A 26,412-nucleotide genomic window follows, 5' to 3' on the forward strand; every position below is an offset into this window, starting at 1 on the left:
ACTAATAAATCTAGTGGATCTTTTCCCTCATTAAATGAGCAAAACAAAATGGATCCCCTCCCAATAGCTTCCCGCCCTTAATCTTCCCTCCGGTCAAAATGACAGTTGATCTGCATTTTCCTCTGCATTCTTTTTTATAGAAACTACATTTCAAACAATCTATCTTTTTAGCATTTCTATAATGTTCCGCCATTGAATGATGCCATATTTCATCAACTGACATGCCTATAGCATTCGGACCAATAAATTCGGGGTAATCAATAAGAAATGGGCATGCCACAACCCTACCGTCAGGAAGAATGGAAATATCCCTAATTAATGCTCCGCATTCTGAATTATCAAAGGGGAACGGATTTTGAGATTTATCCTTTAAATTATAATTAAACAAATCCTTGTGTTTTAAGAGGACTTTAATTCCAGAATTGATAACTTCTTTTTTACTTCTTAAATCTTGAATTTTTTTAGCAAATTTTTTATATTGGTTCGCAGTTAGAATCAATTTATTGGTATCGTTGTCAATCGCTCTTCCTGATGGTTTTAATGGAATAAAATTTATGTCGCATTTATATTCCATAGCCACTTCCACTAAAAAATCTGTTTCTCTTATATTATCAGATCCAATAGCCACATTGATTACAACTGGTATTTTATTTTTCGAATTTTCATTATATTCATGAAGTTTTTTAAGATTTTCCGCTACCAAATTATATGCTCCTTTTGTTCTTCTTTTATCATTGATTTTTTCACTGCCCTCAAGACTTATTACCAAATCCCTAATGCCAGAATTAATAATTTTTTTAAACATTTCATTATTCCAGCACCCATTGCTATTGAGACTCACCACCATCCCTAAACCATTTGCGTATTTTATAGTTTCAAATAAATATTTATCAACTGTCGGTTCACCGCCGGTAATCCGCCACTCCGTCGCACCAGCATCAAAAAACTTTTTAATGATTTTTCTTGTTTGATTGATTGTGCGTTTTTTTTCTGAAAAATTGATATTTCCACTTCTAGCGTAGCAATGATGACAGTTTAAGTTACACTTTCTTGTAAATGTATCATATACCCTCAGAGGCGCACTGAGACAATTTTTTGATTTTATACTTTTAGATTTTACCAGCCTGCAATTACTAATACATATTTTATATGCATTTTTTTTAATTAATCCCATTTTCACAAAATCCTCAACATTTTTTTCATTGCTTTCGTTTATAGATTTAATATCTATAGATCCTTCATGACAAAGATACTCCAAAAAGTTAAATTTTCCTGAATCTATAATACTTATTTCTCCAGATAGAGAATCATATATCAAACCTCCAAAATATTCATTTCTTATGGTGAATCTTCTGGATCTAAATTTCTTTTTATTTTTTCTGATCATTATTTTAATCTTAAATGAAAAATTTAATCATAAAACGTTAAAAAACCAACAAATTAAATCCTTAATTCGCAACTTTTTTAATAATATTAAATCCGTTCAATTCTCAATTATTTCTTTTACCGAATAATTCATCGTTCCTCTGGTCTTGTAATAATTTTTGAGCAGAATGTCAGCCAGAAGTCCAAAGATAAAAAGCTGGATTCCCACCATAATTAGAAGTGCGCCGATAAGAGGCCAGATTCTTTCTGAAAGAGCTGTTCTGAAAAATATTTTTTCCACTGCCATCCAGATTAAAACTGCAAAGCCGGCAAACAGACAGAACATTCCTCCGCCACCGAAAAGATGGACCGGACGATTGGAATATTTTCGCCAAAACCAAATGGAAACCATATCCACAATGCCTTTGACTCCCCTTTTCCAATTGTATTTCGTTGTTCCGTGAACTCGGGGGAAATGATTGACTTTTATTTCTCCGACTTTATATCCATCAAACTGCAAAATAGCTGGCATAAAACGATGCATTTCTCCAAAAAGGTCGACATCTTTGAAACATTCGCGCTTGTAAGCTTTGAGACTGCACCCGCTATCATGAATATTGTCTTCTACCAGAACCTTCCGAAGCAGATTGGCCATTCGAGAAGAAAGCTTTTTCATAAAATCATCTTTCCTTTGCCATCTCCATCCGGAAACCACATCGAATCCTTCATTCATTTTTTCTAATAATAATTTGATGTCTTTGGGATCATTTTGCAGATCGCCGTCCATCGTGATGATAACATCGCCTTTGGCCGCTTTTATTCCGGCATCAAATCCGGCCGTCTGGCCGTAATTTTTTCGGAACCGGATAAGTTTTAACGGTGTCAGTCCTTCGCAATTTTTGGCCGTTTCATCAGTCGATCCGTCATCGATAAAAATAATCTCGTAGGTTTTGCCGAGAGGCTCGCAAGCCTCGACAATCCTCTTGTGAAGTTCTTTGGCGTTGTCTTCCTCATTATAGATAGGAACGACAACGGAAATGTCTAGTTTATTGTCCATAATAATGATTTTATCCGATTTCTAAAGAATTGGCAAATGCACCGAATCTAGAAAATCAATAGCCATAAAACAGAAGCTTGACTTTAATAATTATGGTGTTAAAATACACATATACATTAATAATTATGGTGTTAATTATATGATAGATATTCGCAGAAAATTATTCGATGAATTGAAGAATAACCTTAAAACAAAGGAAATTTTACTAATTGTTGGACCTCGCCAAGCCGGAAAAACAACCTTAATGAACAAACTCCGGATTTTCCTTGAGGAAAAGGGAGAAAAAAGCGTCTTTTTGAATTTGGACTTTGAAAAAGATGCGGCTTCGTTCGTTTCCCAAGATGCTCTTGTTAGAAAATTAGAATTGGAATTAGGAAAAGAAAAAGGGTTTGTTTTTATAGACGAAATTCAAAGGAAAGAAAATGCCGGACTTTTTTTGAAAGGAATCTACGATATGGAATTGCCATACAAATTCATTATCTCCGGTTCGGGAAGTTTGGAGCTTAAAGAAAAAATACATGAATCTCTGGCTGGAAGAAAAAGAATATTTGAACTTTCCACGGTCAGCTTCGAAGAATTTGTTAATTTTAAAACTAACTACAAATACAGCCAAAAACTGAACGATTTTTTTTCCATTGAAAATGAAACATCATTGTCTCTTTTGAATGAATATCTTAATTTTGGAGGATATCCGAGAGTCATCCTAGAAAGCATGCTCGCGGAAAAAAATAGGACTATCAGTGAAATATTCAGAAGCTACACCGAAAAAGATATCGCCTATTTTTTAGGAGCAAACAAGATCGAAAAATTCGGATTGTTAATAAAACTTTTAGCCGACCAATCCGGAAAAATTATTAACTATTCGGAATTGGCCAAAGAAACAGGAATAAGTTTTCAGACGTTGAAAAATTATCTTTGGTATGCTGAAAAAACCTTTTCTATTCGGACAATATCACCGTATTTCAAAAACAAACGCAAAGAAATAACCCGTTCTCCGCTAGCATATTTCTACGATTTGGGTTTTAGAAATTTCTCGCTAGGGTTATTTGGCAATCTTGCTCAACCAGACCAGCTTGGATTTGTTTTTCAAAATCTTGTCGCAAACAGACTGCATGAAAAAATAGCAAATACTGCTAAAAACTTGGGTTTCTGGAGGACACTGGATAAAGCCGAGGTTGATTTCATAATTAGTGAGGGGAAATCAGCTCTTCCTGTTGAAGTAAAATATTCACGGCTTAAAAAGCCTCAAATAACCAGATCTCTTGGAAATTTCATAAAAGCATATTCTCCCACTGAAGCTTGGATTGTAAATTTGACTTTAGAAACAGAAATAAAAATAGAGAATACAACAGTTAAATTCATACCTTTTTACAAATTATAAAGTAATTGACGCTCGAACAGACTGGCAGTATAATTTATTTATGAACATTACGAAATGCGATATTTGCAAAAAAACAATAAAGAAAGACTCAAAAAGCCTATATATAGGATTGGGTAGTATTTTTTCTAATCATATTGAAATATGTGAAAATTGCGGAAAACCTGTAATGAAACTGCTAAAGGATAAGAAGCTAATAGAAAGTAAGCGAACTAGCTAGAAAAAAATTCAGATGCAAGACTCAAAAAACCAGCCGTGCGCCGGATTTTTGTTTGGCAATAAGTCCAAAATTTGCTATAATTGAAGCGTTAAAAATTGAAAAACAAAATGATGAAGAAAATAATCGCTTTTTTTGTGTTTTTGTCATTCTTGTCCGCTTTCTTCCCCAGCACTAGACCCGCCAAGGCGGATGATAGTCTTGTTTCGGTATATAGCTTTTGGAGCAAAACATCTTCTTATCGTTTTTTGACTTCATCGGCATCGGAAATCAAAAGCCTCTCTTCAAACAGCAACTGGGAAAGTGAAGGAATCTTGTGGTATGCCTATTCATCAAAGCAAAATGATACTGTTCCTATTTATAGAATAAAAAGTAGCACATACTCATATTATTATTACACGGCTTCAAAATCAAAAAGGAGCAGTTTGATAAAAACAAAGGGCTGGGTCGACAAAGGAATTGCTTTCTATGCCTATGCCAGCAAGCAAGATGCCACAACGCCTGTATATGCGCTAAAAAATTCAAAAACCAAAAAATATTTCTATACTTCAAGCCCGGGAGAAAAAAATTGTATGCTAACGGACAGCACATGGACTGGCGGAGAAACGGCTTTTTGGGTTCCAAAAGAAAATGCCAACGTCTCAGATTATGAAACCACCTGCCGAGCATCTTATGGACCGGAAATTAGCGTTGGTCTCTGGAGCTATACCAAAAAGGATTTGCAAAGTGGATATTTCAAAATAAAAGCCAACAAGGATTATACGATAAAAGATAAGGATGGAGACAGAATAACTACAATTTCGGCAGGCACCATAACAAAAGTGAAATACAATGGAGATAAGGATCTTTTGGTTTATAGCTCAATAAAAGACAGGACATTCAGCAAAGAAGTGAGCTTTGACGCCAAAGATGGAAATAATTCCAATCTGGTTTTTGACATCTACCGCCCCGGATCCAGCTACGATCAATATCGGGGAAAGATAAAAATAAAATATTATGACAACGATAACATTTGGGTTGTCAACACTCTTCCGATGGAACAATATGTCTGGGGAATGGGAGAAACGACGGGAACCGGACCATTCGAGCACACCAAAGTTATGACCACAATGTTCCGAACTTACGGCTATTGGTACAAAGAATACGCCACCAAATATTTGAAATATGGATTCACCATCCGAAGCGATTCAGGATCCCAAATTTATCGAGGTTACGATTGGGAGAAAAAATATCCCAATATCAAAAAAGCGGCGGAAAGTACCAAGGGAATCATTGTTAAATATAAAAACGAGATTGCGCTGACTCCATACAGTTCTTGGAGCGATGGAAGAACTCGAAGTTTTGAAGAACGCTGGGGATCGGATGATTACCCATGGTGTAAATCAGTAAAGGATCCGTACGGAAAACATCCATCGCTTAGTACCAAAAAGCTGGAAGCGGCCGGAAATCATATGGTCGGACTGATTGCCAACGGATCACTAAAACTGGCCGGAAGCAAATACAAAAAGAAATATGACTGGATACTCAAATATTATTACACCAAAGTATCGCTTGCGAAAATGTATTAACGGAGTTATAAGATTGGGACTTACGCATTTTAAATAATAATTATGTCATCCTGCGAAAGCAGGAATCTACGCAAACGATAATTGAGAGTTTAACGTGTAAATATCATACTGGCGTAATTCGATAATGTAGATTCCTGGTCAAGCCAGGAATGACAACCAAACGCGTAATTTATAAAAATTATAAAATTTTCAAGATGTTTAAAAAGATTATTCTGATATTATTCATAATCGCCCTGGGATTGCTGGCCTATTTCGCCTATCCGATTGTTAAAAATCGCTATTTTAAAAACGAAAGTTCAATTAAGAATGAAGAACAGGGATCAAATGAAAATACAATCATGAATAATGGAAATGAATCAGAAGATGAAAAAAACAACACCAGTGATGTTGAAAACGAAGAAAACTCAGCTTCAAGCAACGAAGTTAAGGATGAAATTGACGAATCAGGAGATGCTGTTAACATTACAGCCAAAGATTGCGACAATGAATGTTTAAATTTCCAAGAGAATGAAAGCAGTTTAAGATATTGTCAAGACATCTGCGACATTTCTTCGACCAAGGACAGTGATAATTGCGAAAGCAAAACCGGAACAGATAAGGATTACTGCTTCAAAAATCAAGCAGTTGCAAAAACCGATCTGAAAATTTGCAATTCAATAGCTGATGCAAAAATAAAATCCGCCTGTAAAAACCGAGTGACAGAAGATTTGCTGGAAAATCAGTGATGCTAATATGCAAATCTTATGCTAATCTGCTAATTGCGAATAAATTATGAGGAGAGATGAATTAATTTACTCTGATTTGTCTTATGAAATATTCGGCATATTATTCAAAGTCCAAAATGAATTAGGCAGATATTGCAATGAAAAGCAATATGGAGATTCTATAGAAGAAAAATTAAAAGAAAACAAAATTAGCTATGCGAGAGAAAAAACATTGCCAGTGTCGTTTGAGGGAGAAAAGATAAACAGAAATAAGGTTGATTTTATCATAGAAAACAAAATAATATTAGAATTGAAATGCTCCAATTTCACTACTAAAGAAAATTACTACCAATTAAGAAGATACCTTTCTGCATATAATTTGAAACTTGGAATTTTAGTAAATTTCAGGGATAAATATCTAAAACCAAAAAGAATATTAAATTCAGAATGCAAAGAGTATTAAGATATATTAGCATGAAATAATTCGCGGCATTCGCATCAATTAGCATATTAGCATCATATTATGAAAATTTTTATCGTTATTCCCGCTTTTAATGAAGGAACTGTGATTCAGGATGTTATAAGAGAAATAAAAGAAGAAGGATATGAAAATATTATCATCGTTGACGATGGAAGCAAGGATAATACCTATTCAAAAGCCAAAGAAATAAAAGGGATTACTGCCCTGAGACACAAAATCAATCGAGGAAAAGGAGCGGCTACCAAAACCGGCATTGAAGCGGCAAAATTGCTTGGAGCTGATATTATTGTTACAATGGATGGAGATGGACAGCATGACCCCAAAGACATCAAAAAACTCGTAGAACCGATAATCAAAAATGAATTCGACGTTGTTTTGGGCACAAGACTTAAAAATCCCGAGGGTATGCCCTTGTACAAGAGATTGCATAATTGGATCGCAAATCTGGTAACTTGGTACTTGTTTGGCATCTGGGTAACCGACAGTCAGTCGGGTTTTCGCGTTTATTCGCGAAAATCCGCAGATTCAATCAACACAAGATATGATCGGTATGAATATGACAGCGAGGTAATCCGAGAAATTTATTTGCGAAAACTCAGCTTCACGGAGATCCCAATCACTGTCAGATATACTGAATATTCTATGGGAAAGGAACACGGCCAAGGAATTATAAACGGATTCAAAACGTTATACAAAATGATTTGGAGGCTAATGAATTAGATCATTATAAACGCCACTATGAAATTACAACTTTATCAAATCATCATTTTTGCAATCTCCGCTTTTATGATTTTTCAGGGAGTCAAAAACTTTATCAGCGGTAAAAGCGGACAGACAATCTACAAACTATCGATTCGAATAATTGTTTGGGGCGGAATGGCAATTGTTACCATTTTCCCCAAGCTTATTCATCTCTTGGCCAAAACTCTCGGGATCATAGATAATATGAATGCGGTAGTTTTGACCGGATTTCTGCTGGTTTTTCTGATGATATTCAAACTGCTCTCGGCTATTGAGCGCCTAGAGCAACAGCTTTCGGAGGTTACCAGAAAAGACGCGCTAAGAGGAATGAAAGACAAATGAAAATTATTATTTTTTGCCCATATTATTCTCCGCACATTGGAGGCCTTGAAACTCACGCCGATGAGTTCAACAAATATCTATCTCAGAGAGGGATAGATATAACTGTTTTTACGCCCAGATTACCGAAAAACGCACCTGAGAATGAAATAAGATATGGCAATGTAAAGATCATGAGGTTTCCAGCTTTTGAAATAATTTCAAACTATCCCCTGCCGAAATTCTGGACAAAAAAATATCGGGATTTAAAAAAAGAGATAAAAAAAGAAAAATATGACATTGTTATTTCCAGAACCAGATTTTTCAACACTTCCCTGTTGGCGCTGATATATTCAAAAACAAAAAAAACAAAATGGATCCACATCGAACACGGATCCGATTTTGTAGAACTGTCGAGTAATCTGAAAACACTGCTTGCAAGATTCTATGATTATACATTCGGAAGACTCATATTCAAAAATTCTGATATTAATATTTCAATTTCCAGAGCAGTTAAAAAGTTTGTTTATAAATTTGACAAGCGCGAATCGCCTGTTATTTATCGCGGGCTTGATCTGGGAGAAATAGACAATATAATTCCCGACATTGAAACAAAAAATAAATATGAGGGAAAAATAATAATTTCTTTTGTTGGAAGATTATACAAATGGAAAGGCGTAAAAAACAGCATCGAAGCGATAAAATCACTCCCCGAAGAAATAAAGAAAAAAATTGTTTTTTTGATAATCGGAGATGGAGAAGATTTCTCCTATTTGAAAAAAATTTCCGAAAATGAAAAAACAATAGAAATGTTAGGCAACCTGCCCAGAGAAAAAGCTATTGCTATTCTAAAAATTACTGACATTTATCTCCATTCAGCGTATCCGGGCGGAGGCTTGTCTACTTCCCTGCTTGAAGCAATGTATTGCGGATGCGCAGTCATTGCTACTCCGAATGAAGGAGCGGATGAAGTGATCGAAAATGATAAAAATGGAATTTTAATAGAAACCGCAAATTCTGTCGACATTACAAAAAATTTGTTAAAATTGATCAATAATATAAATTTAAAAATGTTTATCCCTGACAATGGTAAAGTTTCAGTAAAAAATAAATTCAACTGGATGCCGTCAATTGAAACCTACAATAAAATTTTTAATAAGTTAAAATGAATATTAAAAACAAAATTTCACCACTCGTAGAACTTTTAAGAGGATTGGTTTCCTATTTGCCCGGTTTCGATGCTCCTGTATTCACCAGAACCGGCGGAACAAATTCTGCCAGATATTGTTATTCGGTCTGGCTAAGGCATCTTGTTATGGCAAAAGAAAGTGGCGTTTTTTCCGAGATGCCGAAAGTTATCGCCGAGCTGGGACCGGGAGATTCTCTGGGCATGGGGCTGGCAGCTCTACTCTCGGGAGGGGAAAAATATTACGCCTTTGACGTAGTAAAATATGCCGACATTGAAAAAAATCTGGAGATATTGGATGAATTAATCGAACTTTTCAGATTAAAAAAATCCATCCCCAATGATAAAGAATTTCCGCTAGTAAAACCGTACCTTGAAAATTATTCCTTTCCAGATGAGATATTGAATGAGGAGTTATTAAAAAACAGCTTAAAGGAAGAAAGGTTGGATCTCATTCGTGAATCGATAAAAAATCCCGAAAAGGAAAAAGGTATGATTGTCTATCAGGTTCCATGGAATGATTCGTCAATCATCAAGAAAAATTCCGTTGATATGATTTTTTCTCAAGCAACGCTGGAACACGTGGATGACATTGAAAATACTTACCAGATTATGTATGAATGGCTAAAACTGGGTGGCTTTATTTCTCATCAGATAGACCTTAAATGCCACGGCACTTCCGAAGAATGGAACGGCCACTGGACTTATTCCGATCCAGCTTGGAAAGTTATCAGGGGCAAGAGACAATGGCTACTTAACAGGCTCCCCTGTTCCGAACATATAAAATTATTGGAGAAAAATAATTTTAATTCCATTTGCATAAAAAAAATAAAAACTCCTTCAAAGATCGCCAGAAAATCTTTAGCAGATAAGTTTAAGAGTGTCTCCGAAGAAGATCTAAAAATCAGCGGAGTATTTTTTATAGCGGAGAAATATGGCGGAAAAAATAACCGAAATGGAAGATGAAGATTTAAAAGAATCTATAAATGAAATTGCTCAAGGAGCCAGTGTGTCTTTTGTATTCGGACTGGCTGGTTATTTATTAATTTTCATTTTCAAATTATTAGCAGCAAGATACCTCGGACCGGAAAAATATGGGGTTTTTGAATTAGGAAATACCCTTTTTCTTGTGTTTGTTTTAATTTCTTCCTTAGGAATTCTAACTGGAATAGCGCGATTTATACCCTATTATCTGAAGAAAAAAGAATTCTCGCTTTTGCATGGATATGTCAGTTTCGTGTTTAAATTTCCTCTTATAGCTTCCATAATTGTCGGAAGCATAGCATTCTTGAGTTCAGATTTCATTGCCAGTTTTTTTAATCGCTCATCCGACTTTGCATTGTTCATAAAAATAATAAGTTTAGCAATTCCATTAAAAGTTCTAAGCAACACAGCCAGACAGATTATAACATCAAGAAAAAAAATATTCTACAAAAGCTTTAGTGAAGCTATCATAGAAAAATTTATATTATTTTGCGGATTGGGATTAATTTCATTCTTCAATCTTTCACTATTATATATATTTATTACATTATTATTTTCAACATTAATATCGTTGATATTCGAACTTTTTATTTACAAAAAAATAAAATTACCTTTAGCGCAAAATGAAACAACTCTGCACAAAGAGTGGATATTATTTTCTCTGCCATTGTTTTTAAGCGGTTTTTTCAATTATTTTATAAAATGGAGTGACAACATAGTTATCGGTAAAATGCTGGCAGTATCTTTCTTGGGTATTTATGCAATAGCCTATTCCATTGGCGATGTTTTGGGATTTTTCCAAAATATTTTCATGTCCATACTTAACCCTATTTTTTCCGAAAAATATGCTTTGGATAAAAACGACGAGCTTAATTTTCTTTTTAAAAAAGTATCTACTTGGGCTTTCGGACTCGCATTCCCCTTGTTTATTTTCATTCTAATTTTCGGAAAAGATTTCCTGACTTTATTCTACGGAAATAGTTATTCCTCCGGATATCTCCCATTGATAATAATAAGCTCGGGATTAATGTTTTTTCTAGCCACGGGACCAAATGAGTCTATATTGATATTGCATAAAAAAACCGGATTCATTTTTAAAGTGAACACTTTCGTTGCCATACTCAATATATTCTTGAATATAGTTTTAATTAAATATTTAGGCATTGCTGGAGCCGCTCTGGCATCTGCCTTTTCTATGGCACTAAGAAGTTTGATCACTTTTGTCGAAGCAAAAAAAATAAGCGCAATCTCCGTAAATAATAGTGCTTATTTTAAATTTATAGTCTCGGCATTTATCACTTATGCATTAGTTTTGCTAACTAAAAGTTTTATTTTCAAAAACGGCCTTGCAATGCTTTTATTATTTGGATTTGGAACAACCATCATTTATTTTTTAGCATCTTACCTGACTAAAGCAATAACCAAAGAAGATATTTGGACAATTTTATCATTAGTAAAGAAAAAACAATTATGAACTAAATGATAACGGGGGTATTTTTAATATTATTACCTGTTCTAAAATGAATTATTTATTCTCCCTACTATAAAATTTATCATTTCCTTCTGATGCAAATTTATTGAGCGATAATGAACCGTAATCGCCAAAACTCCATCGTCCAAGTTAGAATTTTTAATGATATCTTCTATATTTTTTTTTGTTATACACTGGATCCTGTAATTGAATATTTCCTTGTGCTTTCCAAAATCCAAAATTTTAGGATAACACAAGTTTCTGTTTCTAAAATAATTCTTATAAATTTTAAGAAAAGATTTAAGATATATTCGATTGAATTGAATTTCTCTTGGAAGTGGCCCCATTCCCCTGCTTATGTATTTGTATCCGACTTTTTCTGCTGCTGATATTGCCTCTCTTGAAAATCTATCATGAGGAGCTACTATGGTATCAATTTCAATATTAAACGCTTTTTCTAATAGTTTCTTCCCTTCCGCAAGCTCTCGGGCTAGTATGCCTAGATCCCTTCTCTCCATTTCAAATTTTCCATCATAATTCTTATGAGTAAGCCCGTGCTGGTAAATTTTGACTTTTCCTTCTTTTATTTTCGTTTTCAAAAAATAAACCAACTCCTTGTTCATTGCGATGGGATAATTTTCATTTTTATTTTCCATACATAATTGCATAGGGATAGCTCCACTAACTAATCCAACATTAGGAATTACCGCAAAGTTAATCGGTATTCTATCCCAAATATCTCCATATGCAAATTCAATTTGACTTACCTTCGTAAAATATGACAAATCGTCATCTCTAAGCATTAATTTCATAATAATAATATAAAAAATTATTTCAAAGAAAGGCTAGCAAAAATTTTGGATTTTGTTTCCCTAAGTGGGAGTTTTTCAAAAATAGGATTATAACGATCGGGGTAAAATGTTTTATACTCCAAAACTTTAAAGCCGTGTCTTTCTGCCAGATTGAACAAATTTTGTTTGCTATACCAATTCACATGTTCAGGATTATCAATATTTTCAATATTAAATAAAAGTTTCATGATTCTTGCTATATTTCCAAATGCAAAAACATTGGGCGTCGTTATAATCAATTTACCTTCTTTTTTCAAATGCTTTCTCGCGGAACATAAAAATTTCCCCGGATTAGATAAATGTTCGATCAATTCTCCCGCTATTATTATATCGAATTTATCATTTAAATTAAACTCTTCCGCATCCGCGCAGATTGCGTTGTAACCTTTTGATTTTAACATATTAACATCATCTTCTAGGCAATCAATTCCAATCGTTTCCTTGGCTTCATTTCTTATTTTATCGTGCAACCAATTCGGATTGGATATTGATTTTTCCCAATTGTGCTGGACAAACCCAACATCCAGTACTTTTTTGCCCTTGATATAAGGCTTCAATAGTTCAATTCTTTTCATTTGCGCAAATTTTTATTGATTATTTCACTTACAATTTCACTCATTTTCCCCGAAAAATTATCCCACGTTCCATTTTTCTCGATATTTTTTCGAGCCTCTTTCCCTATTTCTAATATTTTATTCTGATTGTTATAAAAAAATAATATCTTTTCTTTTATAGCTTCTGTATTCCTAATTGGAATTATAAAACCGTCTATTCCGTTTCTTATAATTGATCCGGAGTTTTCTGTACAAATAACTGACAATCCGCAAGCCATTGCTTCTTTTATTACTCTCGAGGATCCCTCACTTAAGGATGGATGGACAAGAACGGAGGATTGATGATAGAAATCAATTGGATCGGAATGTTTTATAAACTTGATATTTTTAAAACTTTTATATCTGTTGAAAATAACTTGCATTTCTTTACTGGGGTTTCCAAGCAGAACCAACTCGCTTCTTTTTAAATCCATTTTGGACCATGCCTCAAGCAAATATTGAAATCCTTTGAGAAGTCCGCAATTGGCCATCGCCAAAACTCTAAATACGTTATCTGTTTTTTCCCCGGGTTTGAATTTTTTCGTATCTATGCCTCCGGTTAAAACAAAAATATTTTCTGGTTTAAAACCTGCTTTCACATATGTTGATTTGCAATATTCGGATTGGGAAATAATATATTTAGAGCTGACAAGCGATTTTTCCAAATGATCTGCTTTGTACTCTTGGGGAAAATTAAATCCGTATTTCAAAAATTCCTGTTTATTCATATCAGAAATCATTCTTCCAGTAGCACTGGTTCCAATATTTATCGTAATTTTCCCCATTCGGTTAAATTTTTGACAGGTTCTCCTGAATGAATATGGATGGAATATAATTATATTAGCATCATCTTTTTTAAAATAAGCGAAAAAATCAAGAACTGAATAAATGTCGACTCTGATGTGGAAAAATTTTTTAAATAAATAAATTATTTGAAAAATTATTTTTCCTCCTAAAACAATCTTTTTAAATCTCGGATCATTTCCTTTATAATCACGACAATACACATTAGAAATGTTATCTTTCAAGCTTTCAAAAATGGCTCTGGCATAATCAGATTTGAGATTTTTCAGTTCTCCTAAGTCGGCAATCGTATAAAGAGATACTTTTATTTTTTTCGACATATGTATATCTGGTTAAGCCCTAAATTTCTTATCAAAGGAATTTTCGACAGAAACAGTTCTGACTTAAATAATATTTTTTCAGGAAGTAAAATAATTTTTTTTCTTCCGGGAAAAACAGTAAACTTTTCAATCTTGATAATTTCAAATCCCGATTCATCAAGCAGTTTTCGAAACTCTTTTTCCGTCGCGGTATTTATGATTTTTCCTTTTTCTTTCAGTAAATTTTTTCTAATCCAAAATTGAATGCCAAGCAATGAAAATCTATTTATATGATTATTGATAATCAAATATCCATCGTCTTTTAAACATTTACACAATTCTGCAAGAATTATGCCCTTATTTTCTTTCTCCATATTAAGAAATAGTCTGAAGGAAGTTATCAAATCGAATTTTTTTCCATCTAGAAGATTTTTATTTTCCACTATATTTCCGCATAAAAAATCAGCATTAGTTTTCTTTTTAGCTTCTTCCAACATAGCAAATGAAGTGTCTATGCCAATAATCTCTTTAAAATTAAACTCTTTATTTAAGTATTCTATTATTCTTCCTGTCCCACAAGCAAAATCCATATAACTAACTTTTCCGAGATTTCTAAAATTTCCAGAAACAATTCGCTTTAGAAAATATTTTTCTAACTCCCAAATAAACAATTCGAATTTATTTTCTATTTTTTTATCATATCCCTTTCCTCTTTTTGAATTATTTTGATAGCTCTTAGTATAATTTGATTTGTAATTTTCCATTTTCGAATTTTTTAATTAAATAATTTAAGTATAAATTTATTATAAATTTTTTTAATCTATAAATAAAGCTACTGGACATATAGGGTTTTCCTTTTTTCAATAATTCAATGAAAATCTTATTCAGTAGATCTTCTTTAATTTCAAATTTTGAATTCTGCATATATCCATCTAAAAAATATCTAGTTATTAATTTTCGCTGTCTAAATAATAGCATCTCATAAATTAGATTAGTTGGATAAATATTTTTTATAAATCTTAGAATATCCTCATAAATTAATTCCTTCCTAGGCATTGGATCGAGTATTACCACTTTTTCGTTATCCAAAAAAATTAAATTTTTTTCATTTAAATCGCCATGAATTTTGGAAATAGGAATGTTTTCTTTGCTATATCTAATAAAATTTTCATTATGAAAATTCGCCAAAAAATTTCCTATTCCAACAAATTTTTTTTCTATATTCCCCATTTTTCCCCAAAATATAGATTTAATTAAATAATGGTAAAAACCAATACCATTATAATAATCCATACAAATTACTTTTTGAGAAATCGTCTTTACATTGGGAACAATAACCACGTCAGATTTTATTTTCACGAGATCATTATAAGATTCTATTTCTTCTTTTGCTAATCTTTTACTATCGAATTTTTTAAAAAAATAATCACCCTTTCCAGTTGACAGCATGAAGCTGTCGGCATAATAACCTTTATGTATTTGATAAATTTTAGATGAATTATTTTCTGCTTCAAATAGTTTCAAATCTTCTTTAATCTTATATTTTTTTATCAATTTTTTCATTCAAGAATTGCTTAAAAAAATTAACTTATTGAACAATTTAGATTATTTATTATTTTTCTTTGCAAGGTAAAAAACGGTACTTTCGAGACCATATTTCATTTTGTTAAAAGGGTAAAAGCAGAAGTACAATATGGGCTTTAGAATCTTATGTATTGCTATTTTCTTTAAGTTCCATGTTCTATATTCAAGTGGTTTGCTCATAAAATAAACTACATCATAACCACAATCTTTTAACAATTCAAATATTCTCCATGGAGAATACTCTTCAAAATGCAATTCTGACATTAAGTCAGTCTTCCCGAAAAAAAACAATTTAATTACATTCTCTATTCTATAAATACTTGGAGTAGAAATTATTATATACCCCCCCTTTTTCATTTTTCTGCTTACTTCATTAAGCAATCCATCGGGATTATCAACGTGTTCTATTATGTTATTGCATATAACTATATCGAAATATTCATTTTGCATGGGTATATTCATCGCGTCACATGAAATAAAACTTATTTCTTTAAAAATACTTCTTGCTTTATTGATAGCTATCCCCGATTTATCTATACCAAAAACATCCGCTTTTTCAAACAAGTTTTTTATTTCATACGTAATATAGCCTTCTCCGCATCCAACATCTAAAATCTTTGGTTCTTTAGTATTTAATAATTTTTTTGCCTTTAAGCAAAGCTTCTTTGTAAAATAAATTCTTCTTTTTTGGAATTCTGATTCGATGTTGTTTTTTACTTTATACGGATCTCCATTTTCATATTCATCATTTTTTAAAATTTTATTCATTTTTAAATCAGAACACCCCCCCCCCCCCCCCCCCCCCGCCAAAGGCGGTGGCTTGATGAATAGGGTCGCCTCAAAGGCGATCAGCCTTCATCTCACGCTTAGGTGTTAATTAATTAGCTTTTGTTAATATTTATCGTCTTCTTCTTGCTGTTCTCTGATATATTTTTGATTATCTCTTCGTCGAATCCGATGGTTAAAACTGCATATCCTCTTGCCCAGAAATGCGCTCCGGTGTAATTTCTGTCTTTTTCTCCCATCCTTGCGACTGCAATAGCGCTTTTCCCTTTCATGAATCCGATAACTGAGGCTACGGCATATTTGGGCAGGATTTCAATACACATGTGGACGTGGTCTTTGGTGAGATTTCCTTCGGTGATTTTGCTTTCTTTCTGCTCTGCCAGTTCGTGGAGGATTTTTGCCAGTTCTGTCCTGATTTTACCATAGATTACACTTTTTCTTTTCTTGGGTATAAATATTATATGATATTTGCAATTCCATTTTGAGTGAGATAAACTTTGATAGAGATTAGGCACAATATTGTTAGTGAACGAAGACTCTTTATCAAGCCAAGTTCATTATACATTATTGTGCCTTTTTTCTTGTGGTTGCGGCAACGGTAAAACCTTTTCGAGTCTCACTAGTAGAACTAGCGGTTTACCTTCTGGGAAAAACTAATTATTTAATTCAGAAATTGTATATAAGAATTTACCACTTTTTGTAGGCGATATGTCCGATACAAATTTCCAAACAATTTTACATTCTTTTCCCATAACTAATTTGATGTTTTTTTCTATTTCATTAATTTCATCCAAATTCTCTTTTTTTTCAAGAACTACATTTATTTCTATTGCTTCATAATTCTTTTGTATTACTTGAAATTTATTTACCCATTTTCTAAAATAAAATAAATGAGTGAAATATTCTCCACCTATTAGAGTTCCCTCTCTGGTTTCAAATAAATTAACACTTCTTCCCTTGATACTCTCGATAACCGGAAATCCTCTCTGACAACTTGGATTTTTGAAATCTGGAATACCGATATCCCCGATGGCATATCGTATTAGTGGCATAGCTTTATTACATAAAGTAGTAATATAAATATCTCCAGCTTTTCTAGGCAAAGAATTGTTTAATTTATCATCTAGTATCTCTAAATAATGTGAAAAAATATTGAGATGTAAGCCTTCATGTTTTTCACATTCGCAAGCAATATCTCCTACCTCCCGTGATCCATATTTATTAAAAACATGACACCGAAATACCCTTTCAATCGTTTTTCTAAATTCAGGAAAAAGAGTGCCTGCTGAAGATATTATTGACTGCGGAGTATGAATTTTTATTTTTTCCTTTTCAATAAATCTTGAAAATTCATATATTGATTCCGCATAAGCAACAACTATGGAGGGTTTTTCTTTGTTAATTATTTCTACAAATCTAAGCATGTCTTCCTTGGTCATCCGAAAAGCATTTAAATTAATACTGTTTATAAAATTACGCATTAAAAATCCACTCAGTCCTTCTCTGGCTTTTAGAATATCCTTCTCTGAACCCCATAAACTTATTACTAAATCTCCTGGCTTCCATCCCGCCCATTCATTCCAGAACATTTTAGTTGCTGCGCTCCAATCGTTTTTGACTTTATCCTGAAAAAAAACAACTGGTTCGCCGGTACTTCCTCCAGAAGTGTTTTTTACAGCAGTAATTTTTTTATTGATTAAATTATTGAGTTCTTTCCTAATTATTTTTTTGGTAAGAATCGGAAATTTTTTGATATCTTCGAAAATAGTATTTGGAGCAACAGTTATATTATTTTCTCTAGCAATCTTTCTGTAATATGGAATATTTTTAATTGAATAATCCAGAATCTCGTAAAGTTTCTTTTTTTGAATTGCGATATTTTCTTCCAAAGACTTCCCCTGTTGTTTTTTCAGATACTCATAAATCTCATAGCGATTGCTACCCTTTCCGTATTTCCAAAGAATTGGAGCTATATATTTTGATAAAAAATATCTCATTGGTTTAACAAAAAAATTTTATAATTTTCTTTTATTATATGCAAATCGTATTTGTTGATCACTTTTCGAAAAGCATCATTTTTGAAATTATTTGCTTCATTCAAATTATTCATGCAACCATTGATTTTTTCTGCTAAATCTACTAGGTTTCCTGCTTCAAAATTAAGTCCTTCTTTCTCATTTTCAATTAGTTCTTTATTTTCTTCAATATCGCTTGTGATTATAAGCTTTTTCGATGCCATGGCTTCCAAGAGCGCGTTGCTCATGCCTTCATTCAATGACGGCAAGACAAAAATATCCATAATCTGGAGCAATTCAGGAACATCAGTTCTTTTTTCCAGAAAAAAAACTTCTTTTTCTATCCCAATCTCTTTTGCGAAATTCTTAATATTTTCTTTTTCGCTCCCGTGTCCGACAAGCAGCAAGACCGCATTACCATGCTTTTCTTTCACCAGCTTGAATGCCTTGGCTAGCGTTGGAATATCCTTTTGCTTTTCCATCCTTGCTACGCATCCGATAACCAAGCTATTTTCCGGAATTCCGATTTCTTTCTTCTTCTCAGCTACATCTACATTTAAATTTTCAAATCGGGAGAGATTAATGCCATTGGGAATGCACATAGTCTTTTCTTTCTTAAATCCCATCTTCTCGATATAATATTTTCTTGAAGCTTCGGAATTTGTCAGTACAAAATCAGCCAGAAACAAAGTGATCTTATCCAAAAACAGCAGAAATTTTTTACCCTTATGGATATTGCGGATATAAGGAACAATTTTTTTGACTCCGAATATTTTCCCGAATATCCTTCCGAATATATCGGCATGAATTAGATAATTCACCTGTACATCAGGATTAAAATCCTTTAGCACTTTATTATACCGGAAAATCATCCCAAAATCAAAAATGCTTTTTAAATCCAAATAATAAACAGGAATGCCCAAATTCTCCAACTTTTTCCCTATCTCCCCCCTTCCCTTTATCACGCAAATTCTATTATCTAATTCTTCCTGCATCTCAGGCAAAAGCTGAAGGAGCATATTTTCCGCTCCCCCGCCTAATTCCAACCCAGTAATTAAATGCAAAATTTTCTTTTTCATCATTTAGTTTCCATTAACCATACACTTCCATATCTTGACATTGCTGGTGTCATAAACTTTCTGAAAATATTTTGGATTATCATCTAAAACTGAAAAACTGTCCAAAGGAATGCTCTCTGAATATCCCGAAGTGCCTATTCTTTCAAGATAGGGATTTTTTTCATCATTTTTTGCATAATAAATATAAGCGGTGTTTTTATTTGACAAATTCGGATTAACACTTAAATCGGAAAGAAGCTTCCCCGATTTGCTTCTCATTTGCTTAACGCTATCAAGCAATTTCATGCGGTCAAAATTATTTTCGAACATATCTTGAAGTTTCGTAAAGTTTAATCCAATATCTAAAATCTCTTTTTTCAAATCATCATCACTCACCGATACTGTTTCTTTGAGATTAATGATTTTAACTAATGAAGAAAGATCTCTTTGACTTAATAAATCTTTTTTAATATTAATAACCGGAGTATTCGAATGATATTGTAAAACACTTCGCCATCCATAGTAGAAAATAACCCTATTTGGTTCCAAGTTGTTTTTTATCCATTCGAAAGAATCCATTTCATACCGAGGAACTATATACTTAAAGCTATTGTTTACATATGTTGCGCCGAATGCGGAAATTAAAAATCCAAAAATAAAAGTTACAAATATAATATTTTTTTTAAACGGTGAACTGTTCTTTTCGACCATATAAAGCAACTCGAATAACAGGAATGCTAGCATAATACCTAAAAATATCCATGCTCTGTCCGGCAAATAGGCAATGTTCCCAAATCTTGGAAGAAATTCGGCGATAAACAAGAAAAAAGCAATGAACAAATATATCGGCAAAAAGTACACGTTGCTCAAATTATTTTCAAAGAAGGCTCTTTTGTTCTTTGAAACAAAAAACAAATATAGGCATAGCAAAATTAGAATTCCCAAAAACGGTCCCGCATAGAAAGCATAGAATTTCAAAACTCCCAACAAACTCACCCACCCCATTTGATTGCCGTCAACATTAATGTAATGGGCTGGAAATCTAAGATTAATTGAAAATTGCAAAAATATTTTATGAAATATTTCTAAAATAGCCCTAGAGATAGAGAATGTCATTGATTTAATTTGCAATTTATCCAACCATGGATATAAAAGCAAAAACACTATGACAATTCTAAGTTTATTTCTAAAAATAATTTTTCTGTATGTATAGGCCGCCGCGATAACCCACAAAGCTAGAAAAAGCACAAAAATTTTGTGAAAAAGGGAACTTACGGCTGTTATGGGTATAAAAAACCCATAAAGCCAGTTATAGTTTCTCTTGCTAGATGCCATCGCCGAAAGTCCAAGCATAAAATATAAATACAACATCGCCATAACTTGCGGTCTAGTTCCTTCAAATTGGATAATTACAGTTGGTGATACCGCTGCCGACAAAAGAACGAGGGTCTGGAATTTTTTTTCGGTAAGTTTTCTCGCGACCAGCCACAAAGGGAAAAGAGCAGTCATGGAAAAAATCGGAAAGATATATTTGAACAAACCATACATATCAAGATCCGTCAAATAATGAAGGGATGAGATAAGGGAAGAAAATAATTGCCGATAGAAATACAGTGAGTCAGGCTGGGCATTGGAATATTTGAGAATCCATCCATAACTGTCTTTGTCAGCTATAAAATCATATTTGGTAATATTAAAAGCATGAAGAGATAAAATTACTATCTCAGCAATAAACAAAGGATGAAAAATTATTTTCTTAGCTTTTTTTATTAGATCCATTTTTTTCTAAAATACATACAAACAATAACGAAACCGTAGAAGTCACTAAATACAATAAAATAATAGATATTTCCGAAATAAATCCACTTATGCTGTAAAAAACAAAAACTATTGGAGGCATAAAAAACAATGAAGCGAATATCCCGACAGTCAGAAGCTCCCAGAGATCTAAATAAAATCTGGAAATTTTTTCAAGAACTAAAGCCATATTGATTCCTGCAACAAAAAAAACTGTCAGTCCCGTAACGATCCTGAAACTAGAAAATAATCCCAAATCAACTTTCGAACTCACAAAATAAGCAAGAAAATAGAACAGAAATATGTAAATATTTAATTTAAGCAATTTTTTTGTAGGCATTGTCTGTTTTCTATTATTTTTAACTTGCAGAATCATTTTTTATTCAGCTCGTACAACATATTTTATATCATAACTTTAATTTCATACTATTTCAATCCAGTCCAATTTTCAAATAGAGCATACTTTTATAATACTCCCAATACCGCTCCGCACCATAAGCACTTAAGTTTTATAAAATTATTTCTATACGACTATTCCTCAAAACTCTCCAGATATTCCGGAAACTTCAAAATTTGATATTTTTATTTGCCAGCATATTAAATAATTTTAAATTCCAAATTCTAAAAGATTATACCTGTACCGAACTATTGTAGCTTATTTCTTTATTATTTTCCAGTATCCGCCCTTGTCGGAACCGACTCTTTCGAGCAATTCTTTTTCCTTAAGTTCAGTTATATTATTTCTTACATTTTTTTCATTAATACCTATCTTTAGACTTAATTCTCTTTGTGTGATGGCTTTATTTTTATTTATTTCAGAGAGTATCTTTTTCTGGTTTTCTGAGAGCCCCAAGTTTTCTAGGTCTTTTTCTAGGTCTTTTGTTTCTCTTTTTTTGAAAGAAACAACAAAAGCGCCCGTTTTTTCTGAAAAATCAGGCAGCTTGTTCCCATTTTTTTCACACTCTTCAATCGTATTTTTTCCAACCTGAATTTCATTCGTAGTACCATCATCTTTCATTCCAACGATAACCTTACCGCCTTTTTTATTAGCAAAGGCGCAAAGAGCAATTATCGCTTCTTTCCACTCGGAAAAAGATGATTTCAATTCAATTTTTTCAGATTCTTTCAATTTCATATAAATTTTTTGATTTTCGAAATTAATTTTCAAAACTATCCAAATATTCCGGAAGTTTCAGAATCCATTTTGCCTGCTCGGGATAGAAAAGAAATCTTTCCACATCTTTCACTGCCTGTTTCAAATCGCTTTTTTCGGCTTGTTTTTTCAAAAATAAACATATATTCATTCTATCAAATAAACACTCTTTAACACTTAACTATATATGATCTATGATATAATTTCCCACCATTCCACCGTATTCTTTGATCCTTCTTCAAAATTAACTTCCGACTCGTAGCCAATCCATTTTATTTTTCGTTTTCCCTCATTATTTTCAGAAGAAAAAGCGTATCCGTCCGGAGTTTTGCCCGAGCCCAGTCTTTTTTTGGTTCGGAAAGCATTTCACCGAGGCCATCAAGAATATGACGATTATCCATTTTCTCCAACAACTCAATGCATCTTGTCAAAATTTCCTTATATGAAACTTTAGCTCGATCTTCAACTAATTTCTTATTTATCGGCCAAATATTTTTTGCAAAAAAATACACATCATAAACATCCCGACTAGTCTTGCCAATTCGCTCATACATTGCCATCAGCTTATTGGCAAACATATCTTCCTTGACCATTATTAGCATTGGGATGCCAAGAAGTGTTTCCGGTTCGTATTTTGATCCAAAATCACGACAGTTTACCTCGATTTTGATGTTTTGAGATTTCTGATCATATGAAATAACTGTAATAAGATTAAACCGCTTAATTCTTGAATCAATTACCTTGCCATAACCAGCAACTATTTTTTGAATCTTTTCAAACACTTCCTGCTTCTTGCTTTCGTCCAGCAAATCTAAATCAATATCAACAGAATCGCGATCCAATCCGTAAAACATCAAAGCAGCCGTACCGCCCTTAAATCCCAAAAATGGAGCTATTGATGTGTCAGAAAAAATATCTTTCAAAATTTGCAACAAGATATTTTTATGTTTTGGATAATTGATGGTCATTTTGCTTGGTTATTTGATTTATTTTCTTCATAGTGTTCAAAATATTCCTGAACTTTTTTGTTCATTCTTTTATTGCTATAGATTGGCAAAATTTCAAAAACTTTATCCCAATCCAAAACATCCAAATGATCGAAATGATAATCCTTACTAACATATATTCTGTCCAAAAACGCGCGCTCTTTTGTCGCGGTAGCCACATTGCCCTGTTGCTCAATCCCGCTCGTGCTACTCAAAACATAATCTTTCATTTTGACAAAATTTATTTTTTGTCCATCAATTTCAATCTCTCTGGTAATATAGGAAGCCACAAAGATGTTTCCATAATATTGGAAATTAATTCCTGCTCGAGTTAATATGGTTTCAAAACTGATATACGCGGGGGTATAAATCCGCGTTGCCAATTCATGACGATCATAATTAGTATCTTTGGCATAAATACCGTGGCGAACCCTGATTAATTTTCCTCTTTTAATGTAATCACTCAATCTTACGCGAACCGCGCTTCCTACCTTTTCACCCCATAACAAAGCAACATCTTTTGTGGAAAAGATGGTTTTTTGAGATCGTAATATAGTCTCAATATATTCACCCTTTGCAGGTTTTTTATCCATATTATTACTGATAGTTAGCTTTAAGCTTACTATCAGTTCTATTATACTAAAAAATGCACTCTTGTCAAATTATATTCCCTTCCGCCATTCCACCGTCTTTTTCATCCCTCCTTCAAAATTAATTTTCAAAACTATCCAAATATTCCGGAAGTTTCAGAATTAGTCCGGATATTCACATTGAAATTCAGTCAAAAGTTCCTTAAATTATTCCAAAAGAATATTAATAAAAATTATCCGCCGTTATTGATTTTGACCTTTACTCACACAAATATATTACTTTTTTAGCATTGAATGCATAAAAAGATATATCCAATTATACATACCGATCATTTTTTCAACTTATAATAAGTCGCTTTTCCTCTGCCCATTTTCTCAATGATACCCAATCCTATCAATTTCCTAAAATCAAGATTTCTTGTCGGTTTGGCTCTATCGGTCAATTTTGCATAATCACGATCACTGATATACTCATTCTCTTCTATGAAATTAATAATCTTTCTATGATGATCTCTCAGGTCTTTTTCCAAAGGAACAGCCTCTTGTTTCATCTCTTTACTCACCCTAAGCAATTCATCAATAATTCCATCCGTAAAATACTCGAGCCAGGAAGTGAAGTCGATTTGATCTTTGATTTCATAATAATTTCCAAACAAACCAACTTCTTGAAAATATTTACTGACATTTTTGTTATAATAATTTTCAAAACTGAAAAGATTGAAAGTATTAAGTCCCATCTTCGCTAAAAGCACCTTAGTTGTCAAACGAGCTGTTCTTCCATTGCCATCAATAAAAGGATGGATGATGACAAATTGTTTGTGAAAAATTCCAGCCAAAATCAAGGGATCAACTGTGTTTTTGTTTTTTTCGATATAATCAAGCAATTCTTGCATTAATTTTGATACTTCCTTATGTTCAGGAGGAAGATAAGCAGTCTGGCGAGTTTTTGGATTATTAACAAAAACCGGCTCTTGTCTCAATTTTCCAGAGCGATATTTCTCAATCAAGCCTTGCGTTATTGTTTCCTGAATTTTCAAAATTAATGGCAAATCAAAAACTCGTTTTTTATTTTTAATTGAATCATTCAATTCAACCAATGCCTTATTATAATTCAAAACTTCTTTTTCGCTATCGCGAATATGTTCCGGCCTAGTTTTCAAAATTCTTTTGACATCGGTCAGTGGCAATGGATTGCCTTCAATGCTCGTTGAAGAAAAAGCTGAAACCTCTCTAGCTCTTTTTTCAAGCTCCGCCAAAACTAGCCCCGAAAAATTCCGACTGTTTAAATCGACAATAATTTCAGTTATTCTCTTAATATTGCCTAATAATAGATTGGAAATGGTATATTTTGGATTAAACATACTTTATTCAGATTATCTTATATAGACGTATTATAGACGTATTATAGACGATTGTCAAATGCTTAAAAAATCTTACCTACCTATTAATTACAGCGTTTTCCACCACTCCACCGTCCTTTTGAGCCCTTCTTCAAAATTAATCTTCGGCTCGTATCCGAATCCTTTTTTGGCTTTCAAAACATCGGCGTGGGTATGACGAACATCGCCCAGCCTCGGTTTTCTTTTTTCCAGTTCAATTTTCTTTCCGGAATATTTTTCAATCAGTTTTTTCACCTCCAAAAGATTGGTCCTTTCTCCGTGGGCAATATTGAAAATTTCTCCCATAAATCTTTTTTTGGCTTGCATCGCCAGAATATTGGCATTCACCACGTTATCAATATAACAAAAATCGCGAGATTGCTTTCCGTCTCCTTCCAGAAATAATTTTTTCTTTGCCGGCCGATAAAGTCCCGTCAGCCAAGCGGAAACCACAGTTGAATACGGAGAATCTCCGTATTGCCCCGGACCGAAAACATTAAAATAGCGCAGGCACACTGTGTCCAAGCCATACAGTTCCCCGAACATTTCGCACATCAGCTCATCGGCATATTTTTCCAGCGCATACGGCGATTTCGGATTAGCCGGATTTTCCTTTTCCTTGGTCGGAAGAATTTTCGCCCCGCCATAAATCGAAGAAGAGGAAGAATAAATCACTCTTTTGATTTTGTAATCACGGCATTTCTCCAGAATCATCGCCGTTCCTCCGATATTATTTTGGACAGTCTTGGCTGGATTTTCCACGCTAAAGCTGACTCTTGGAATGTAGGCAAAATGAAAAACGTATTCAAATTTGTGCTTCTTAAAAATTTTGTCCAAAAATTTTCCATCGCACATCGAGCCTTCATAGAAAACTATGCTCTTCGATACCGCATCCCTTCTTCCCGTTGCAAAATTATCAATCCCCACAATTTCCGCTTTGGGAAATTTTTTTCGAAATTGCTGGGAAAAATTACTGCCGATAAAGCCCGCACATCCCGTGATTAATACTCGCATATATTTGACAATCTTTTAAAATAATTACCCCTA

Annotated in this window: 27 protein-coding genes and 1 pseudogene; 9 read left to right on the top strand and 19 right to left on the bottom strand. The window is 33.2% G+C overall.

Annotation, left to right across the window (positions count from 1 at the left end):
• Nucleotides 1-10: 10 nt before the first annotated feature.
• Entirely contained in the window at nt 11-1,387 is a 1,377-nt protein-coding gene (locus tag WC906_00210; GenBank protein MFA5776861.1) for a radical SAM protein, read from the bottom strand.
• Between the two features lie 96 nt (nt 1,388-1,483).
• Nucleotides 1,484-2,422 (bottom strand): glycosyltransferase family 2 protein, encoded by a 939-nt coding sequence (locus WC906_00215; protein ID MFA5776862.1) that lies wholly within the window; start codon nt 2,420-2,422, stop codon nt 1,484-1,486.
• A gap of 139 nt (nt 2,423-2,561) precedes the next feature.
• Between WC906_00215 and WC906_00220 the strand changes: the two genes are divergently transcribed.
• From WC906_00220 to WC906_00260, 9 genes are all read left to right on the top strand, one after another.
• Nucleotides 2,562-3,803, top strand: a complete 1,242-nt coding sequence (locus WC906_00220) for an ATP-binding protein (protein MFA5776863.1) — start codon at nt 2,562-2,564, stop codon at nt 3,801-3,803.
• Between the two features lie 324 nt (nt 3,804-4,127).
• Nucleotides 4,128-5,585, top strand: a complete 1,458-nt coding sequence (locus WC906_00225) for a SpoIID/LytB domain-containing protein (protein MFA5776864.1) — start codon at nt 4,128-4,130, stop codon at nt 5,583-5,585.
• 194 nt (nt 5,586-5,779) lie between these two features.
• Nucleotides 5,780-6,310: a hypothetical protein gene (locus tag WC906_00230; protein ID MFA5776865.1), complete on the top strand. Its 531-nt coding sequence runs from the start codon at nt 5,780-5,782 to the stop codon at nt 6,308-6,310.
• Between the two features lie 46 nt (nt 6,311-6,356).
• Nucleotides 6,357-6,752, top strand: a complete 396-nt coding sequence (locus WC906_00235; protein MFA5776866.1) for a GxxExxY protein — start codon at nt 6,357-6,359, stop codon at nt 6,750-6,752.
• Nucleotides 6,753-6,812: 60 nt separating this feature from the next.
• Nucleotides 6,813-7,490, top strand: coding sequence for a glycosyltransferase family 2 protein (locus tag WC906_00240; protein ID MFA5776867.1), 678 nt, complete (start codon nt 6,813-6,815; stop codon nt 7,488-7,490).
• An 18-nt stretch (nt 7,491-7,508) separates the two neighbouring features.
• A complete protein-coding gene (locus WC906_00245; protein ID MFA5776868.1) occupies nt 7,509-7,853 on the top strand; it encodes a DUF2304 domain-containing protein in 345 nt (114 codons plus the stop codon).
• Nucleotides 7,850-8,998: a glycosyltransferase family 4 protein gene (locus WC906_00250; protein ID MFA5776869.1), complete on the top strand. Its 1,149-nt coding sequence runs from the start codon at nt 7,850-7,852 to the stop codon at nt 8,996-8,998. The genes WC906_00245 and WC906_00250 overlap by 4 nt, the downstream gene beginning before the upstream one ends.
• Nucleotides 8,995-9,981 carry a methyltransferase domain-containing protein gene (locus WC906_00255; GenBank protein ID MFA5776870.1) on the top strand — a complete coding sequence of 329 codons (987 nt, stop codon included), beginning with the start codon at nt 8,995-8,997 and terminating at the stop codon, nt 9,979-9,981. Before WC906_00250 ends, WC906_00255 begins: the two co-directional genes overlap by 4 nt.
• Complete coding sequence (locus WC906_00260; protein MFA5776871.1) at nt 9,950-11,473, top strand: flippase; 1,524 nt, start codon at nt 9,950-9,952, stop codon at nt 11,471-11,473. Before WC906_00255 ends, WC906_00260 begins: the two co-directional genes overlap by 32 nt.
• 41 nt (nt 11,474-11,514) lie before the next feature.
• Here the strand turns inward: WC906_00260 and WC906_00265 are convergent, their stop codons facing one another.
• The 17 genes and pseudogenes from WC906_00265 to WC906_00345 form a co-directional block, all read right to left on the bottom strand.
• Nucleotides 11,515-12,282, bottom strand: coding sequence for a DUF2334 domain-containing protein (locus WC906_00265; GenBank protein MFA5776872.1), 768 nt, complete (start codon nt 12,280-12,282; stop codon nt 11,515-11,517).
• Between the two features lie 17 nt (nt 12,283-12,299).
• Nucleotides 12,300-12,896, bottom strand: a complete 597-nt coding sequence (locus tag WC906_00270; protein ID MFA5776873.1) for a class I SAM-dependent methyltransferase — start codon at nt 12,894-12,896, stop codon at nt 12,300-12,302.
• Nucleotides 12,893-14,038, bottom strand: a complete 1,146-nt coding sequence (locus WC906_00275) for a glycosyltransferase (protein MFA5776874.1) — start codon at nt 14,036-14,038, stop codon at nt 12,893-12,895. Before WC906_00275 ends, WC906_00270 begins: the two co-directional genes overlap by 4 nt.
• Nucleotides 14,023-14,781 carry a class I SAM-dependent methyltransferase gene (locus WC906_00280; GenBank protein MFA5776875.1) on the bottom strand — a complete coding sequence of 253 codons (759 nt, stop codon included), beginning with the start codon at nt 14,779-14,781 and terminating at the stop codon, nt 14,023-14,025. Before WC906_00280 ends, WC906_00275 begins: the two co-directional genes overlap by 16 nt.
• Nucleotides 14,753-15,580, bottom strand: a complete 828-nt coding sequence (locus WC906_00285) for a hypothetical protein (protein ID MFA5776876.1) — start codon at nt 15,578-15,580, stop codon at nt 14,753-14,755. The genes WC906_00280 and WC906_00285 overlap by 29 nt, the downstream gene beginning before the upstream one ends.
• Before the next feature lie 42 nt (nt 15,581-15,622).
• The gene (locus tag WC906_00290; protein ID MFA5776877.1) at nt 15,623-16,369 is read right to left on the bottom strand and encodes a class I SAM-dependent methyltransferase; all 747 of its coding nucleotides are present in this window, start codon (nt 16,367-16,369) and stop codon (nt 15,623-15,625) included.
• 123 nt (nt 16,370-16,492) lie between these two features.
• Nucleotides 16,493-16,902: pseudogene (tnpA, locus tag WC906_00295) on the bottom strand (IS200/IS605 family transposase).
• 138 nt (nt 16,903-17,040) lie between these two features.
• Entirely contained in the window at nt 17,041-18,384 is a 1,344-nt protein-coding gene (locus tag WC906_00300; GenBank protein MFA5776878.1) for a phenylacetate--CoA ligase family protein, read from the bottom strand.
• Nucleotides 18,381-19,481 (bottom strand): glycosyltransferase, encoded by a 1,101-nt coding sequence (locus WC906_00305; GenBank protein MFA5776879.1) that lies wholly within the window; start codon nt 19,479-19,481, stop codon nt 18,381-18,383. Before WC906_00305 ends, WC906_00300 begins: the two co-directional genes overlap by 4 nt.
• Nucleotides 19,482-19,484: 3 nt before the next feature.
• Entirely contained in the window at nt 19,485-21,239 is a 1,755-nt protein-coding gene (locus tag WC906_00310; protein ID MFA5776880.1) for a hypothetical protein, read from the bottom strand.
• Nucleotides 21,217-21,597: a hypothetical protein gene (locus WC906_00315; GenBank protein MFA5776881.1), complete on the bottom strand. Its 381-nt coding sequence runs from the start codon at nt 21,595-21,597 to the stop codon at nt 21,217-21,219. Before WC906_00315 ends, WC906_00310 begins: the two co-directional genes overlap by 23 nt.
• 315 nt (nt 21,598-21,912) lie before the next feature.
• Complete coding sequence (locus WC906_00320; GenBank protein ID MFA5776882.1) at nt 21,913-22,392, bottom strand: RNA-binding domain-containing protein; 480 nt, start codon at nt 22,390-22,392, stop codon at nt 21,913-21,915.
• A gap of 22 nt (nt 22,393-22,414) precedes the next feature.
• The gene (locus WC906_00325; protein ID MFA5776883.1) at nt 22,415-22,561 is read right to left on the bottom strand and encodes a hypothetical protein; all 147 of its coding nucleotides are present in this window, start codon (nt 22,559-22,561) and stop codon (nt 22,415-22,417) included.
• A gap of 121 nt (nt 22,562-22,682) precedes the next feature.
• On the bottom strand, nt 22,683-23,378 hold the full coding sequence (locus WC906_00330) for a nucleotidyl transferase AbiEii/AbiGii toxin family protein (GenBank protein ID MFA5776884.1): 696 nt from the start codon (nt 23,376-23,378) through the stop codon (nt 22,683-22,685).
• On the bottom strand, nt 23,375-23,989 hold the full coding sequence (locus tag WC906_00335; GenBank protein MFA5776885.1) for a type IV toxin-antitoxin system AbiEi family antitoxin domain-containing protein: 615 nt from the start codon (nt 23,987-23,989) through the stop codon (nt 23,375-23,377). The genes WC906_00330 and WC906_00335 overlap by 4 nt, the downstream gene beginning before the upstream one ends.
• A gap of 326 nt (nt 23,990-24,315) precedes the next feature.
• Nucleotides 24,316-25,347, bottom strand: coding sequence for a Fic family protein (locus WC906_00340; GenBank protein ID MFA5776886.1), 1,032 nt, complete (start codon nt 25,345-25,347; stop codon nt 24,316-24,318).
• Nucleotides 25,348-25,434: 87 nt separating this feature from the next.
• Entirely contained in the window at nt 25,435-26,379 is a 945-nt protein-coding gene (locus WC906_00345; GenBank protein MFA5776887.1) for an NAD-dependent epimerase/dehydratase family protein, read from the bottom strand.
• Nucleotides 26,380-26,412: the final 33 nt, after the last annotated feature.

Source organism: Parcubacteria group bacterium (genome assembly GCA_041657845.1).
Taxonomy (GTDB): domain Bacteria; phylum Patescibacteriota; class Minisyncoccia; order Moranbacterales; family JAKLHP01; genus JAKLHP01.

Coding starts and splice junctions, on each gene's coding strand:
- WC906_00210 (MFA5776861.1), bottom strand. CDS start 1,387: ATGATCAGAAAAAATAAAAAGAAATTTAGATCCAGAAGATTCACCATA.
- WC906_00215 (MFA5776862.1), bottom strand. CDS start 2,422: ATGGACAATAAACTAGACATTTCCGTTGTCGTTCCTATCTATAATGAG.
- WC906_00220 (MFA5776863.1), top strand. CDS start 2,562: ATGATAGATATTCGCAGAAAATTATTCGATGAATTGAAGAATAACCTT.
- WC906_00225 (MFA5776864.1), top strand. CDS start 4,128: ATGATGAAGAAAATAATCGCTTTTTTTGTGTTTTTGTCATTCTTGTCC.
- WC906_00230 (MFA5776865.1), top strand. CDS start 5,780: ATGTTTAAAAAGATTATTCTGATATTATTCATAATCGCCCTGGGATTG.
- WC906_00235 (MFA5776866.1), top strand. CDS start 6,357: ATGAGGAGAGATGAATTAATTTACTCTGATTTGTCTTATGAAATATTC.
- WC906_00240 (MFA5776867.1), top strand. CDS start 6,813: ATGAAAATTTTTATCGTTATTCCCGCTTTTAATGAAGGAACTGTGATT.
- WC906_00245 (MFA5776868.1), top strand. CDS start 7,509: ATGAAATTACAACTTTATCAAATCATCATTTTTGCAATCTCCGCTTTT.
- WC906_00250 (MFA5776869.1), top strand. CDS start 7,850: ATGAAAATTATTATTTTTTGCCCATATTATTCTCCGCACATTGGAGGC.
- WC906_00255 (MFA5776870.1), top strand. CDS start 8,995: ATGAATATTAAAAACAAAATTTCACCACTCGTAGAACTTTTAAGAGGA.
- WC906_00260 (MFA5776871.1), top strand. CDS start 9,950: ATGGCGGAAAAAATAACCGAAATGGAAGATGAAGATTTAAAAGAATCT.
- WC906_00265 (MFA5776872.1), bottom strand. CDS start 12,282: ATGAAATTAATGCTTAGAGATGACGATTTGTCATATTTTACGAAGGTA.
- WC906_00270 (MFA5776873.1), bottom strand. CDS start 12,896: ATGAAAAGAATTGAACTATTGAAGCCTTATATCAAGGGCAAAAAAGTA.
- WC906_00275 (MFA5776874.1), bottom strand. CDS start 14,038: ATGTCGAAAAAAATAAAAGTATCTCTTTATACGATTGCCGACTTAGGA.
- WC906_00280 (MFA5776875.1), bottom strand. CDS start 14,781: ATGGAAAATTACAAATCAAATTATACTAAGAGCTATCAAAATAATTCA.
- WC906_00285 (MFA5776876.1), bottom strand. CDS start 15,580: ATGAAAAAATTGATAAAAAAATATAAGATTAAAGAAGATTTGAAACTA.
- WC906_00290 (MFA5776877.1), bottom strand. CDS start 16,369: ATGAATAAAATTTTAAAAAATGATGAATATGAAAATGGAGATCCGTAT.
- WC906_00300 (MFA5776878.1), bottom strand. CDS start 18,384: ATGAGATATTTTTTATCAAAATATATAGCTCCAATTCTTTGGAAATAC.
- WC906_00305 (MFA5776879.1), bottom strand. CDS start 19,481: ATGAAAAAGAAAATTTTGCATTTAATTACTGGGTTGGAATTAGGCGGG.
- WC906_00310 (MFA5776880.1), bottom strand. CDS start 21,239: ATGGATCTAATAAAAAAAGCTAAGAAAATAATTTTTCATCCTTTGTTT.
- WC906_00315 (MFA5776881.1), bottom strand. CDS start 21,597: ATGCCTACAAAAAAATTGCTTAAATTAAATATTTACATATTTCTGTTC.
- WC906_00320 (MFA5776882.1), bottom strand. CDS start 22,392: ATGAAATTGAAAGAATCTGAAAAAATTGAATTGAAATCATCTTTTTCC.
- WC906_00325 (MFA5776883.1), bottom strand. CDS start 22,561: ATGAATATATGTTTATTTTTGAAAAAACAAGCCGAAAAAAGCGATTTG.
- WC906_00330 (MFA5776884.1), bottom strand. CDS start 23,378: ATGACCATCAATTATCCAAAACATAAAAATATCTTGTTGCAAATTTTG.
- WC906_00335 (MFA5776885.1), bottom strand. CDS start 23,989: ATGGATAAAAAACCTGCAAAGGGTGAATATATTGAGACTATATTACGA.
- WC906_00340 (MFA5776886.1), bottom strand. CDS start 25,347: ATGTTTAATCCAAAATATACCATTTCCAATCTATTATTAGGCAATATT.
- WC906_00345 (MFA5776887.1), bottom strand. CDS start 26,379: ATGCGAGTATTAATCACGGGATGTGCGGGCTTTATCGGCAGTAATTTT.